This window comes from Rhodococcus sp. As11 (assembly GCF_048957735.1).
Lineage (GTDB): Bacteria > Actinomycetota > Actinomycetes > Mycobacteriales > Mycobacteriaceae > Rhodococcus > Rhodococcus gordoniae.
The window spans coordinates 49,276-63,131 of sequence record NZ_JARDJE010000009.1 but is presented as its reverse complement, the minus strand read 5'-3'; the positions used below and the strand labels follow the sequence as shown (position 1 = coordinate 63,131).

Below are 13,856 nucleotides of genomic sequence, written 5' to 3'. Positions count from 1 at the left end.
AACGGTGGTCCGGAGGTGTCCCTCGGTCGTTTCCGTACCATACGGTGGGCGGGAGACCCTCCCGCTCGGATGTCCGGTACGGAGAAGGTGGAACGAGTGACGAGCCCCAAGAGGTCTACCTCCTCGCGTGCCGCTGCGGCCGCAGCGAAGAAGAGCAGGGGACACATCGTCCGCTACGCCGTACTCGTCGCGTTCGTTCTCGCCGTGCTCGTACCGCTCGGCGTCTTCGCCACCGCGTACTACTCGGCGGACGTGCCGACCCCGTCGGACATGAAGACGAACCAGCTCGCGCGGGTCTACGCGGCCGACGACGCCACCGAGATCACCCGGGTGGTCCCGCCGGAGGGCAACCGTCTCGAGGTCGGGATCGCGCAGATCCCCGAGCACGTCCGCAACGCCGTGCTGTCGGCGGAGGACCGCAACTTCTACAGCAACCCCGGCTTCTCGATCACCGGTTTCGCTCGTGCGGCCCGCGACAACGTCATGGGCAAGGACACCGCCGGTGGTGGTTCCACGATCACCCAGCAGTACGTCAAGAACGTGCTCGTCGGCGCCGACCGCACGCTCGAACGCAAGATGCGCGAACTCGTCATCTCCACCAAGATGGCGCGGCAGTGGTCGAAGGACGAGATCCTCGAGGCGTACCTCAACACCATCTACTTCGGCCGGGGTGCCTACGGCATCGGCGCGGCGTCCCAGGCGTACTTCGGCAAGCCCGTCGAGGAGCTGTCGGTCTCCGAGGGTGCCGTCCTGGCCGGGGTGATCCGGACACCGTCCTCGCTCGATCCCGAGTACAACCTGCCGGCGATCGAAGAGCGCTGGAACTACGTACTCGACGGCATGGTCGACATGGACGTCCTCGACCCGTCGGAGAGGTCGGCCCAGGTGTTCCCCCCGACGGTGCCGTCGAACACCCTCGTGCTGGCCACGGAGGCGACGGGGCCGGAAGGCCACATCCGCACGCAGGTGTTGCGCGAGCTGTCCGCGGCGGGGATCAGTGAACAGACCCTCAACACCGAGGGTCTGCGGATCACCACCACGATCGACCCGAGGGCACAGCAGGCGGCGATCGACTCCGCCCGGTCCACGCTGTCGGGGGAACCCGGCGAATTGCGCACCGCGGTGGTCTCGGTGGACCCCCGCTCGGGGGCCGTGCGCGCCTACTACGGCGGTGAGGACGGCGCCGGCTTCGACTTCGCGCAGGCGCCCGTCCAGACCGGGTCGGCGTTCAAGGTGTTCGGCCTGCTCGCCGCGCTCGACGACGGGATCGGCCTGAACGCGCGCTTCGACAGCTCGCCGCTGACGGTCGGCACTGTCCGCATCGGCAACGTCGAAGGCGAGTCGTGCGGGCGGTGCACGATCGCCGAGGCGCTCAAGCGGTCGCTGAACACGAGCTTCTACCGGCTCATGATGTCCATGTCGAACGGTCCCCAGAAGATCGCCGACGCCGCGCACGCCGCGGGAATCCCCCTGACGATCCCCGGCGTCGAGGGGCAGACGCTGAGCGAGAACGGCGGTTCCCCGGAGGGCGGCATCGTTCTCGGTCAGTACCAGGCGCGGGTGATCGACATGGCGTCGGCCTACGCGACGATCGCCGCGTCCGGTGTCTTCCACGAGCCGTACTTCGTGCAGAAGGTCGTGACGGCCGACGGGGTCGTGCTCCTCGATCGACCGGCGTCACCCGGCGAGCAGCGCCTCGACGCCGCGGTCGCCGACAACACGACCCAGGCCATGATGCCGATCGCCGCGTATTCGCGCGGGCACGCGCTCGCCGGTGGCCGGCCGTCGGCGGCGAAGACCGGTACCACGCAGCTCGGCGACACCGGCCTGAACAAGGATGCCTGGATGGTCGGGTACACCCCGTCGCTGTCGACGGCCGTGTGGATGGGCACACCCGACGCCGGGCCGATCACCAACAGCTGGGGTGGGTCGATCTACGGCTCCGGTCTGCCCTCGGACATCTGGAAGGGAACGATGGACGGCGCCCTCGAGGGCACGCCGGTCGAGAGCTTCCCGTGGCCGGCGCCCATCGGTGGACAGGCGGGTGTCCCCAAGGACGCCGGTATCGAGACCAGCACCCCCCCGCCGCCGACCTTCAGGCTGCCCGACCTGTCGAACCTGCCGCCGATCACGATTCCCGCACCGCCGGTCGATCTCCCCGTTCCGGTGCCCTCGCAGATCGAGGTGTTCCCCGGCGTCACGATCCAGATCCCCGGCTTGTAGACATGTACTCCACCCCTTCGTCGTCGACGAGCCGGCCGGGGACTACGGCCCCGTCAGCACCGTCGGCAGCAGGGCGGCCGAATAGTCGACGACCTCGTCGATGCTCGGCGTCCCGTCGCGGAACCGGTCGATCGCCAGCGACTCCACGAGTGCCCACCAGGCCCGCAGCCGCATTCGGGTCACGCGGGTGTCGTCGCAGCCCAGCGCCGCGACGACTCGCCCGACCATGGTGTCGCGCATAGAGTCGTGGATATCGCGGATCTGGGGGTCGGATCCGACGCCGCTGTGGAAGAAGGCCTGATAGTTGTCGCCGTGGCGGTCGATGAACGAGACGAACGGGTGCACTACGGCCCGGAGCGGATCCTGCTCGTCCGGGTCGGGATCCGCGGCGCGGAGCAACCGGCGTGACGCGGCGCCGACGACCGCGACGTAGAAGTCCTGCTTGGTGGGGAAATAACGGAACAGCAGGCCGCGGGAGATACCGGCGATCTCGGCGACGCGGTCGATGGACAGGGCGTGGATGGGCCGGGTCGACAGTTCCTGCAGTCCGATGGCGACGAGTTGCCGGCGACGTTCCTCCGGCGGCAGACGACGCCGGCCTGTGGATGCCTCTTGTCGCGGGGTGCTCACACCGATAGCCTAACTGAGCATCGCTCAGTTAAGGCCGCCCGGCCGGGCAGTTCCCGGTCGACTCGACGGAAGGCACCCGATGGATTTCGCACAGTCCGAGCGCAGTCGCGACTATCTCGAACGTCTGCGGGCGTTCATCGCAGGCGAGGTCACGCCTGTCGAGCAGCAACTGCGGGCCGCGCGACGCACGGCGGGTGAAGGACGACGCGACATCGACGCCGCCGAGAGGTGGGCCGTCTCCCCCGAATTCCGCGAGCTGCAGCGCAAGGCCCGCGCCGAGGGGCTGTGGAACCTCTTCCTTCCCGACGCCGAACTCGGTGCCGGATTGTCGAACGTCGACTACGCCCCGCTCGCCGAGGAGATGGGCCGCTCGCCGTTCGTCTCCGCGGTGTTCAACTGCGACGCGCCCGACACCGGTAACATGGAGGTGCTCTATCACTACGGCAGCGCCGCGCAGAAGGAGCAGTGGCTGCGGCCCCTGCTCGACGGCGAGATCCGCTCGGCTTTCTGCATGACCGAACCCGGGGTCGCCTCGTCGGACGCCACCAACATGGCCGCGACCGCCGTGGTCGACGGCGACGAGATCGTCCTCGACGGCCGCAAATGGTGGAGCACCGGCATCGGCCACCCCGACTGCAAGGTGCTCATCTTCATGGGCCTGACCGATCCGGAAGCCCACAAGTACCAAAGACATTCGATGGTGCTCGTGCCCATCGACACGCCGGGCGTCGAGGTCGAGCGCATGCTCCCGACGATGGGCTTCTTCGACGAGCCCAGCGGCCACGGCGAGGTGTCCTTCTCCGACGTGCGCCTGCCGCTCGACGCCGTCATCGCGGGACCCGGAAGGGGATTCGAGATCGCGCAGGGACGCCTCGGACCGGGACGCATCCACCACTGCATGCGCCTCGTCGGGCTCGCCGAGCGCACTCTCGAGCTCGCGTGCCGTCGCGGTCTCGAACGCACCGCCTTCGGCAAGCCGATCATCGATCTCGGCGGCAACCGGGAACGGATCGCCGACGCGCGCATCGCGATCAACCAGCTGCGTCTGCTCGTCCTGCACGCGGCATGGCTGCTCGACACACAGGGACTCGCCGGGGCACGCTCGGCGGTCTCCGAGATCAAGGTGGTCGCACCGCGCGTGACCCAGCAGATCGCCGACTTCGCCATCCAGATCCACGGCGGCGGTGGGCTCTCCGACGACTTCCCCCTCGCCGGTGCATGGACGGCGGCACGCGCACTGCGGCTGGCGGACGGGCCCGACGAGGTGCACCAGGGGCTCGTCGCCCGGTTCGAACTCGGCAAGTACGCGTGAGACGGGAGATTCCGACGATGACCGCACTTCCCGACAACGCCCGCACCGTTCGCGACGAGGACGCCTTCGACGTCGACGCGGTCGCCGCCTGGCTCGACGAGAACGCCGGTATCCGAGGGGTCCCGGAGGTCCGCCAGTTCTCCGGCGGCGCATCCAATCTCACCTATCTGCTGCGGTATCCGGACCGCGATCTCGTGCTGCGTCGCCCGCCGGCGGGGGCGAAGCCGTCGTCGGGGCACGACATGGCACGCGAGTACCGCATCCAGTCGATGCTCGCACCGGTCTACCCGTACGTTCCCACCATGGTCGGCCTGTGCACCGATCGCGGTGTGCTCGGCAGCGACTTCTACGTCATGGACCGGGTTCCCGGCACCATCCTGCGGACGAATCCGCCCACCGACCTCGACCTCACCGAGGCGGACACCCGCACATTGTGCCTGCGCATCGTCGACCTGCTCGTCGAACTGCACGGCATCGATCCGGAGTCCGCAGGACTGTCCGAACTGGGTCGCGGTTCCGGCTACGTCGCACGGCAGGTCGCGGGCTGGACGTCGCGCTACACCAAGGCCCGCACCGACAACGTCCCCGACTTCGCCCGTGTCACCGCGTGGTTGGCGGCGCGGCAACCCGAGGACGTCGCACAGACCGTGATCCACGGCGACTTCCGCCTCGACAACATCGTTCTCGACGAGAACGACCCGCTGAAGCCGGTCGCGGTGCTCGACTGGGAACTGGCCACCATCGGCGACCCCCTGATGGATCTCGGATCGTCGCTCGCCTACTGGGTGCAGGCGGACGACGACGACATGCTGCTGCTCACGAAGCGGCAACCGTCCGACCTGCCCGGCATGCTCACCCGGCAGGAGATCGTCGAATATTATTCCGAGCGAACCGGATTACCGGTGGACGGCTGGGGATTCTACGAGGTGTTCGGACTGTTCCGCCTCGCCGTGATCGCCCAGCAGATCTACTACCGCTACCACCACGGCCACACCACCAATCCGGCCTTCGAGGACTTCTGGATCGTGGTCGGCTACCTCGAATCCCGTTGCAGTGCATTGATCGATCGATACGAGAAGGAGAACCGATGAGCCGCCCGCAGCGACGGAACATCCTCATCACCGGTGCGAGTTCCGGGCTCGGTGCCGGTATGGCGCGTGAGTTCGCGGCGCGTGGAAGGAATCTCGCGCTCGCCGCCCGTCGCGTCGAACGGCTCGAGGAGTTGCGGGACGAACTGCTCGCCGCGCACCCGGGCATCACCGTGAGCGTGCGCGCCCTCGACGTGAACCGGCACGACGACGTGTTCACCGTCTTCCGTGAGTTCGACGACGAGCTCGGCGGTCTCGACCGGGTGATCGTCAATGCCGGTCTCGGCAAGGGGCAGCCCCTGGGCACCGGTTACTTCCGTGCCAATGCCCAGACTGCGAACACCAACTTCCTCGGTGCGCTCGCGCAGAGTGAAGCGGCGCTCGAACTCATGCGCCCCCGCGGGCGCGGCCACGTCGTGCTGATCTCGTCGATGAGTGCGCTCCGCGGCATGCCGCGCAACCTGACGACCTATGCCGCGTCGAAGGCCGCCGTCGACTCTCTCGGTGAGGGGATGCGTGCCGATCTCGCCGACACCGATATCTCGGTGAGCACGATCTTCCCCGGATACATCCGGTCGGAGATCAACGAGAAGGTGAAAAAGGTCCCGTTCATCGTCGACACCGAAACAGGTTGTCGCGCACTGGCTGCTGCGATCGAAAAGGAGCCTGCCAAGGCGTATGTGCCGGGATGGCCGTGGATTCCGCTCGGTTACGCCATGAAGGTGCTGCCGCTGTCGGTGATCCGGAAGATGGCGTAGACGGGGTCGGAACCCGCAGAGCGACAACGACGAAGGCCGCATCCCGAAAGGATGCGGCCTTCGTCGGAAATCGCTCCGGAGAGCGGCTCTACGCGTCGGCTCCGATGATGAACGCCTCGAGCTCGGCGCGTGCCGTGTCGTCGGCCATCTGGACCGGCGGGGACTTCATCAGGTAGGCCGAAGCCGGGAGGATCGGGCCACCGATGCCGCGGTCCTTGGCGATCTTCGCCGCGCGGATGGCGTCGATGATGATGCCGGCGGAGTTCGGGGAGTCCCACACCTCGAGCTTGTACTCGAGGTTGAGCGGGGCATCGCCGAAGGCGCGACCCTCGAGGCGGACGTACGCCCACTTGCGGTCGTCGAGCCACTGCACGTAGTCGGAGGGACCGATGTGCACGTCGCGGTCGTGGACCTTGCCGGCCAGCGGGCCGTTGAGGTTCGAGGTGACGGCCTGGGTCTTGGAGACCTTCTTGGACTCGAGACGCTCACGCTCGAGCATGTTCTTGAAGTCCATGTTGCCGCCGACGTTGAGCTGGTACGTGCGGTCGAGCACGACACCGCGGTCCTCGAAGAGCTTCGCCATCACGCGGTGGGTGATGGTGGCGCCGACCTGCGACTTGATGTCGTCGCCGACGATCGGGACACCGGCGTCGGTGAACTTCTGCGCCCACTCGGGATCGGAGGCGATGAACACGGGGAGGGCGTTGACGAAGGCGACACCGGCGTCGATGGCGCACTGCGCGTAGAACTTGTCGGCCTCTTCGGAACCCACGGGGAGGTAGGAGACGAGAACGTCGACCTCGGCGTCCTTCAGTGCCTTGACCACGTCGACGGGCTCGGCGTCGGAGAGCTCGATGGTCTCGGAGTAGTACTTGCCGATACCGTCGAGCGTGTGGCCGCGCTGGACGGGCACGCCGAGCGGCGGCACGTCTGCGATCTTGATGGTGTTGTTCTCGCTCGCGAGGATCGCCTCGGACAGGTCGAAGCCGACCTTCTTGGCGTCCACATCGAACGCGGCGACGAACTTGACGTCGCGCACGTGGTAGCGACCGAATTCGACGTGCATCAGACCGGGGACGGTGGTCTCGGCGTCCGCATCCTTGTAGTACTCGACGCCCTGGACCAGGGAGGAGGCACAGTTCCCCACGCCCACAATGGCCACGCGCACCGCGGTGCTGTTCTCACCCATGGTCGGGTTCTCCTTCTTTGTTGCGTGCTGCTGACGACTGCTCGGCGGCGATGAGTTCGTTGAGCCAGCGCACTTCGCGCTCGCTCGACTCGAGGCCGAGCTGATGGAGCTGACGGGTGTAACGATCGAGAGTGCCGCTGGCCCGTCCGATCGCATCGCGGAGCGCTTCTCTGCGCTCCTCGACCTGGCGGCGCCTGCCTTCGAGAATTCGCATCCGCGCTTCGGCGGGGGTGCGACCGAAGAAGGCGAGGTGCACGCCGAATCCGTCATCGGTGTAGTTCTGCGGTCCCGTGTCGGCGACCAGCTCGGTGAAGCGTTCTCGCCCCTTCGGGGTGAGCTGGTAGACGCGGCGGGCACGTCGCTTCACGGGACCGGGAGTTCCCGAATCCTCTTCGATGAGGCCGTCCGCCTGCATCCTCCGCAGGGTCGGATAGAGCGACCCGTAGGAGAAGGCACGGAAGGCCCCGAGGAGCCCGGTCAGACGCTTGCGCAGCTCGTAGCCGTGCATGGGCGACTCGAGGAGGAGCCCGAGTATCGCCAATTCCAGCACGGGTCACCTCCTGTTTCCGTTCGAACCAACCGATTGATACGACGCAGAACTATATCGTGCCGATATATTCGACGATACGCCGCACGGGCTGGATGTCACACGACGTTCCGGACGGACATCCCTCTCCGGAGTCGACCGGGACCACACGGGTTCGTATCGAGTGGGCGACTCCACGCCCATCGCCCCATCGCCCGCACGTACTCTGGAAGCCGTGCGAATTCAGCGGCAGGTGGTGGACTACGCGTTGCAGCGGCGCTCGCTGCTCGCGGAGGTCTACTCGGGGCGGCGCGGAGTCAGCGAGGTCTGCGACGCGAGCCCCTATCTGCTGCGGGCGGCGAAATTCCACGGACGGGGCAGCGATGTGGTGTGCCCCATCTGCCGTAAGGAGCAGTTGACCCTCGTCTCGTGGGTCTTCGGCGACAAGCTCGGTCCGGTGTCCGGGTCGGCGCGCACTCCCGAGGAGCTGGTGCGTCTGGCCGCCAGCCAGGAGGAATTCTCGGTCCATCTGGTCGAGGTGTGCCGTACCTGTAGCTGGAACCACCTGGTGCAGTCGTACGTCCTGGGCTCGCAACCTGCCCCCAAGAGCCCGCGTCGCCGGTCGACGGGATCGAGCCGTCGTACCGCCAGCGAGTGAAGGGGCACCGGCGACGTGCCCGTACGCTTTCCTCTGGAGTTCGCTCCTGGGTCCGACCCGCACGACCTGATCGTCGCGTCGTCCGCTGCGCACATCGTCGAACGGCTGCCGTCCACCGGCGTCGTCGATCGGCTGTCCGTGGAGCAGTGTCGAGGCCGCGGCGTGATGCGTCGCGAGAACAGTTGGAGATGAGTACGTGAGTTCCCCCGACAACGAACCCGAGGACAACAAGGTCGTTCCGCCCCGGCGCGGTGGTCCTGCCGGACCGCAGCCCGGGCCGCAACGCCCCGGTCCTCCTGCCGGTCAGGGACAGCAGCGCCCTGCTCCGGGCCCGGTGCAGGGTCGCCCGTTGCCTCCGCAGCCCCGACCGCAGGGTCAACCGGGAGCACCGGGGCAACCGGGAGCACCGGGGCAGCCGGGTCGCCCGGGGGGTCAAGGACAGCCGAGCGGTCCCGCCGGCCCGCCGCCGCGTCCCGGCGCACGCCCGCCGTACCCGCCGCAAGCTCCCGGTCAGGGGCCGCGTCCCCAAGGTCCCGGACAAGGTCAGGGACCGCAGGGACCGGGTCCCCAGCAGGGCCGGCCGGGGCAGCCTTACCCGCCGCGCGGACCGATGCCCGCCCCGGGTGCGAACCCGCCGCGTAATCCCGACCAGCCGATGCCGCGTCCCGGCACGTTGCCCCCCGTCCAGCGCTCGCCGCAGGCCGATCCGACCGTTGCGATGCGTCCCGGAGCGGACGCCCCGGCACAGCGTTCCGGAGCGGACGCCCCGGCACAGCGTCCCGGAGCGGACGCCCCGACCCAGCGGGTTGCCGCGTCGACACCCGTCGGCGGTGCCGATCGTGCGGGTGAGGCGCCCACGACCCGCGTCGCCGGGGGCCCGCCTGCGGGTGGTCCTCCCACCGTTCCGCCCGGTGGCGGTTCCGGCGGCGGGGCCGGTGGCGGAAAGGGCGACGGCAGGAGCAACCACTGGCGCACGATCCGCCGGGTCGGTTACGGCGTGGTCGCCGCGGGCATCCTCGCCCCGATCCTCATGTTCATGCTGGCGTACGTCGTCCAGGACGTGCCGCGTCCGGGTGAGCTTCAGACGAACCAGGCCGCGACCATCTTCAATTCCGACGGTGAGGGCGTCATCACGAAGGTGATCCCGCCGGAGGGCAACCGCACCGAGGTCGAACTCGATGCGATTCCCGTGCACGTCCGCAATGCCGTACTGGCCGCCGAGGACCGCGATTTCTACAGCAATCCCGGCTTCTCGATCACCGGTTTCGCGCGCGCTGCCCGCGACAACGTGCTCGGTCGCGACAGCGCCGGTGGTGGCTCGACCATCACCCAGCAGTACGTGAAGGTCGCGGTCGTCGGTTCCGAGCGGACGTTGACCCGCAAGCTCAAGGAGCTGGTGCTGTCGACGAAGATGGCGAACCAGTGGGCCAAGGACGACATCCTCGCGGCCTATCTCAACACCATCTACTTCGGCCGCGGTGCCTACGGCATCGCAGCGGCGTCGAACGCGTACTTCGGCAAGCCCGTCGGTGAACTCACCGTCGAGGAAGGTGCCGTGCTCGCCTCGTCGATCCAGCTGCCGTCGCTGCTCGATCCCGAGCAGAACCCCGAGGGTGCGGAAGCACGGTGGAACTACGTGCTCGACGGTATGGTCTCCGCCGGCACGCTCGATGCGGCCGAGCGGTCGGGAATGCGGTACCCGGCATACATGCCGATCGCGGAACTCGACAACGGCGACCAGTCGTCCGGTCCCGAGGGGCTGATCAAGAACCAGGTGCTCGCCGAGCTGGCGCGTGAGGGTATCGACGAGAATCTCCTCAACACGGCCGGACTGCAGATCACCACGACGATCGACGCGCAGGCACAGCAGTCGGCGGTCGAGGCGGCGCAGACCAATCTCGAGGGGGAGCCCGAGGAATTGCGCACCGCGGTGGTGTCCGTCGATCCCCGCTCCGGGGCGATCCGCGCCTATTACGGCGGTGAGAGCGGTGTCGGTTACGACTTCGCGCAGTCGGGTCTGCAGACGGGTTCGTCGTTCAAGGTATTCGGTCTGGCGGCCAACCTCGATCAGGGTGTGCCGCTGTCGCAGACCTACGACAGCGGTCCGCTGACGGTCAACGGCATCGAGATCGGCAACGTGGAGGGCGAGTCGTGCGGGCAGTGCACCATCGCCGAAGCCCTGAAGCGGTCGTTGAACACGAGTTTCTACCGGATGATGCTCGCGATGGACAACGGCCCGCAGGCCATCGCCGACATGGCGCACAAGCTGGGCGTCGCGAAGGAGCTGCCGGGCATCGGCGAGACCCTCACCGAGCCGGACGGTGCCGGCCCCAACTACGGCATCGTCCTGGGTCAGTACCAGTCACGCGTGCTCGACATGGCGTCGGCCTATGCCACGCTCGCGGCGTCCGGCCGTCATCACGAGCCCTATTTCGTGCAGAAGGTCGTGACGTCCGACGGTGAGGTCCTCCTCGACCGCGGCACTCCCACCGGCGAGCAGGTCGTCGACGCGGCGGTGGCCGACAACACCACCTCCGCGATGACCCCGATCGCCGCGTATTCGAACGGTCACGCCCTGGCCGGAGGCCGTCCGTCCGCGGCGAAGACCGGCACCGCCCAGCTCGGTGACACCGGCTCCAACAAGGACGCGTGGATGGTCGGCTACACGCCGTCCCTGTCGACCGCGGTGTGGGTCGGCACGGAGGAGGGACTGCCGCTGGAGAACAGCTGGGGCGGCATGATCTACGGCTCGGGCATCCCGTCGGACATCTGGAAGGACACGATGGACGGCGCTCTCGAGGGCACCGAGGTCGAGTCGTTCCCGAAGCCGGCAGCGATCGCCGGTGTCTCCGGGGTACCGGCCTGGACCGCGACGACCACCGCCCCGGCCACCCGTCAGGAGACCACCACCTCGCGTGTGGTGCCGAGCCTGCCGGAGGTTCCCGAGATCACCACTCAGAACGTGGAGATCTTCCCCGGTGTCACGATCCCGGTTCCGGGTGTCGCTCCGCAGACGACCACCCAGAGCGTGCCCACCCGTCCCGGTACCGGCGGTCAGCAGGAGGAGAGCGAGGACACCGGCGGTGGCACGGGAGACGAGTCGGACGGCGGTGGATCGCCTCCGCAGAACCGCATCCCGGGACTCGAGAGCCCCGCGATTCCGGGCGCGCAGGGCGGTAGTCCCCAGGGCGCGTTCGAATACGCTCCGGCCGGGTAGCCTCGCCGCGTGAGTGACGACCGGCGATCCGACGTCCGGCCGGTGGTGTCCGCTGCACCACCGGCCGAGGATCGTCGTTCCCTGGACTGGCGCGACACCCCCGGGCGCACCGATCCGACGGTGACGCGGCTGACCGCGGTCATCGGTGGTCCGGTCGGGCGGCATGCCGTGCTGGGTCGCACCCGCTTCTTCACTCCCCTGCGGGCGATGTTGTTGCTCGCGGTCGTCTTCCTCGCCTTCGGATGGTTCACGAAGGCGGCCTGTGTACAGCAGGGACCCGTCGGATCCGACGGCGCGCTCGGTCTGGACTGGAGCGGCGACCGGCAGTACGTGGCGATGTGTTATTCCGACATCGTTCCGCTCTACGGCGCCGAACGCCTTGCGGAGGGCGCCTTCCCGTACCGGACGTCGTGGGAGGAACCCGGTCCCGACGGGCAGATGCAGACCCGGTACATGGAGTATCCGGTGCTCGCGGGTCTGTACCAGTACGGTTCGATGCGCATCGCGAAGGCGTGGGATGCCACACCGTGGCTTCCCCACGCTCTGCAGGTCGCGATCTACTTCTCGGTCGTCGCGGTCGGGCTCGCGCTCGCCTGGCTCGTCACGGTGTGGGCCACTGCGATGTCGGCGGGCCGGAGGATCTGGGACGCTGCCCTCGTCGCAGCGTCCCCGCTGGTCGTGGTGCACGCGTTCACGAATTTCGATGCCCTGGCCACGGCGTTCGCTGCCGGTGGCCTGCTGGCGTGGGCCAGACGCCGACCGGTTCTCGCCGGTGTCCTGCTCGGTCTCGGTGCGGCGACGAAGTTGTATCCGGTGCTGTTGCTCGGTCCACTGCTGGTGCTGTGTCTGCGTACCGGCCACCTGCGGTCGTTCGCCCGCACCGCAGGAGCTGCTGCCGCCGCATGGCTGGCCGTGAATCTGCCGATCATGGTGTTGTACCCGCGCGGATGGGCGGAGTTCTTCCGCCTCAACTCCGATCGCGGAGCGGATCCCGATTCGATCTACAACGTGCTGCATTCTTTCCTGGGGTGGCCGAGCTGGTCGGCGTCGACCTTCAACGGGGTGTCGCTCGTGCTGTTCGCGGCGGCCTGCATTGTGATCGGCTGGATCGGGCTCACCGCGCCGCGGCGTCCCCGCCTGGCGCAGTTGTGTTTCCTTCTCGTCGCGGCCTTCCTGCTCACCAACAAGGTGTGGAGTCCGCAGTACTCGTTGTGGCTCGTGCCGCTCGCCGTGCTGGCGGTACCCCACCGCCGCGCGCTGCTCGCCTGGATGACGATCGATGCGCTGGTGTGGGTTCCGCGCATGTACTACTACCTGGGCACTGATCGGAAGGGGCTGCCGGAGCAGTGGTTCACCGGCACGGTCTTCCTGCGCGATGTCGCCGTGGTGGCGTTGTGTGCGGTGGTGCTGTGGCAGATCCGGCGTCCGGTGAGGGATCCTGTGCGATACGGCTTCGTCGACGATCCCGTCGGTGGGGTACTCGATCAGGCACCCGATCGTCCGCCCCGGTGGCTGCCCCACAGATTGCGGCCCGCTCACCATCGGGTCACAAGAGAAGAATCATCCGAACGATGGCTGCCGGAGGCGACGTCCTCGCCCTAGGCTCGGAATCGAGCCACGAGGGGGGCGAATGACGAGCGGCAGATGGAGATTCGGCGCGGGGACGGATGTCACCGCATCGCAGTTCACGACGTGCGAGCTGGCGTGGACGGTCGCGGCCGGCGACGCCACCGCGATCCCGCGACTTCTGCGCGACCTGCATCCGCTCGTGACCGCCTACTTCCGGGCACGCGCGAAAGCCGCCGGAGGCACCTTTGCCGAGGCCGACCGGCTCGCTCCGGCCGCCTGCCGCGCGATCCTCGCCGAACTCGCCGCGCCGTCCGGGGCCGACCGGCCTTTCCTGCGGCTGGCGTACACGGTGGTCTCCGACACTGCCGATTCCGAGTTCGTGAGCTCGGAGGCGATCCCCCTGACTCGTCTCCAGCAGGAGATCCTCATCCTGCGCACCATCGTCGGTCTCGATGCGCGGCAGACCGCGGTGGCTCTCGCCGTCGCGCCGGGACGGGTCGGTCTCGAGCAGCACGCGGCCCTGAGCTCACTGCGCGCAGCCTGAAGCCGGGTGGACGAACAGCGCATCTTCGTGAAGTTCGTCGCTGATATCCGACCTCGTTCCTGCCGGAACGGAAGACCTACGACGTTCCCGACCGAATCCAGGTGTTCTACGGCGGCTCCCCGATCTACGACACGGGCCGTAT

At 68.1% G+C, this 13,856-nt stretch carries 12 protein-coding genes; 9 read left to right on the top strand and 3 right to left on the bottom strand.

Features of this window, described 5'->3' with window-relative positions; genetic code table 11:
• Positions 1-69 precede the first annotated feature (69 nt).
• Positions 70-2,223, top strand: a complete 2,154-nt coding sequence (locus tag PV766_RS13850; RefSeq protein ID WP_371053445.1) for a transglycosylase domain-containing protein — start codon at positions 70-72, stop codon at positions 2,221-2,223.
• Positions 2,224-2,265: 42 nt separating this feature from the next.
• Here PV766_RS13850 and PV766_RS13845 read toward each other — a convergent pair whose 3' ends face one another.
• Complete coding sequence (locus PV766_RS13845) at positions 2,266-2,853, bottom strand: TetR/AcrR family transcriptional regulator (protein ID WP_371053446.1); 588 nt, start codon at positions 2,851-2,853, stop codon at positions 2,266-2,268.
• 79 nt (positions 2,854-2,932) lie between these two features.
• On the opposite strand from PV766_RS13845, the gene PV766_RS13840 reads away from it, so the two are divergent.
• Genes PV766_RS13840 through PV766_RS13830 form a run of 3 tightly spaced genes read left to right on the top strand, consistent with a single transcriptional unit; the run spans position 2,933 to position 6,011 of the window.
• On the top strand, positions 2,933-4,165 hold the full coding sequence (locus PV766_RS13840; RefSeq protein WP_421097241.1) for an acyl-CoA dehydrogenase family protein: 1,233 nt from the start codon (positions 2,933-2,935) through the stop codon (positions 4,163-4,165).
• 17 nt (positions 4,166-4,182) lie between these two features.
• Positions 4,183-5,256 (top strand): phosphotransferase family protein, encoded by a 1,074-nt coding sequence (locus PV766_RS13835; RefSeq protein ID WP_421097240.1) that lies wholly within the window; start codon positions 4,183-4,185, stop codon positions 5,254-5,256.
• Complete coding sequence (locus PV766_RS13830; protein WP_421097239.1) at positions 5,253-6,011, top strand: SDR family oxidoreductase; 759 nt, start codon at positions 5,253-5,255, stop codon at positions 6,009-6,011. Before PV766_RS13835 ends, PV766_RS13830 begins: the two co-directional genes overlap by 4 nt.
• 88 nt (positions 6,012-6,099) lie before the next feature.
• Here PV766_RS13830 and PV766_RS13825 read toward each other — a convergent pair whose 3' ends face one another.
• Together PV766_RS13825 and PV766_RS13820 are read right to left on the bottom strand one after the other, a co-directional pair.
• Complete coding sequence (locus PV766_RS13825; RefSeq protein ID WP_016932951.1) at positions 6,100-7,200, bottom strand: inositol-3-phosphate synthase; 1,101 nt, start codon at positions 7,198-7,200, stop codon at positions 6,100-6,102.
• Positions 7,193-7,750 carry a PadR family transcriptional regulator gene (locus tag PV766_RS13820; protein ID WP_016932952.1) on the bottom strand — a complete coding sequence of 186 codons (558 nt, stop codon included), beginning with the start codon at positions 7,748-7,750 and terminating at the stop codon, positions 7,193-7,195. The genes PV766_RS13825 and PV766_RS13820 overlap by 8 nt, the downstream gene beginning before the upstream one ends.
• Before the next feature lie 211 nt (positions 7,751-7,961).
• On the opposite strand from PV766_RS13820, the gene PV766_RS13815 reads away from it, so the two are divergent.
• From PV766_RS13815 to PV766_RS13795, 5 genes are all read left to right on the top strand, one after another.
• A complete protein-coding gene (locus PV766_RS13815; protein ID WP_051017502.1) occupies positions 7,962-8,384 on the top strand; it encodes a DUF5318 domain-containing protein in 423 nt (140 codons plus the stop codon).
• A 15-nt stretch (positions 8,385-8,399) separates the two neighbouring features.
• Entirely contained in the window at positions 8,400-8,576 is a 177-nt protein-coding gene (locus PV766_RS13810) for a hypothetical protein (RefSeq protein WP_157100841.1), read from the top strand.
• Positions 8,577-8,994: 418 nt separating this feature from the next.
• Positions 8,995-11,601, top strand: a complete 2,607-nt coding sequence (locus tag PV766_RS13805) for a transglycosylase domain-containing protein (RefSeq protein WP_421097238.1) — start codon at positions 8,995-8,997, stop codon at positions 11,599-11,601.
• A 9-nt stretch (positions 11,602-11,610) separates the two neighbouring features.
• Positions 11,611-13,203, top strand: a complete 1,593-nt coding sequence (locus PV766_RS13800; RefSeq protein ID WP_421097237.1) for a glycosyltransferase family 87 protein — start codon at positions 11,611-11,613, stop codon at positions 13,201-13,203.
• Between the two features lie 28 nt (positions 13,204-13,231).
• Positions 13,232-13,714, top strand: a complete 483-nt coding sequence (locus PV766_RS13795) for a hypothetical protein (RefSeq protein WP_064062332.1) — start codon at positions 13,232-13,234, stop codon at positions 13,712-13,714.
• Positions 13,715-13,856: the final 142 nt, after the last annotated feature.

Coding starts and splice junctions, on each gene's coding strand:
- PV766_RS13850 (WP_371053445.1), top strand. CDS start 70: ATGTCCGGTACGGAGAAGGTGGAACGAGTGACGAGCCCCAAGAGGTCT.
- PV766_RS13840 (WP_421097241.1), top strand. CDS start 2,933: ATGGATTTCGCACAGTCCGAGCGCAGTCGCGACTATCTCGAACGTCTG.
- PV766_RS13835 (WP_421097240.1), top strand. CDS start 4,183: ATGACCGCACTTCCCGACAACGCCCGCACCGTTCGCGACGAGGACGCC.
- PV766_RS13830 (WP_421097239.1), top strand. CDS start 5,253: ATGAGCCGCCCGCAGCGACGGAACATCCTCATCACCGGTGCGAGTTCC.
- PV766_RS13825 (WP_016932951.1), bottom strand. CDS start 7,200: ATGGGTGAGAACAGCACCGCGGTGCGCGTGGCCATTGTGGGCGTGGGG.
- PV766_RS13805 (WP_421097238.1), top strand. CDS start 8,995: ATGCCCGCCCCGGGTGCGAACCCGCCGCGTAATCCCGACCAGCCGATG.
- PV766_RS13795 (WP_064062332.1), top strand. CDS start 13,232: ATGACGAGCGGCAGATGGAGATTCGGCGCGGGGACGGATGTCACCGCA.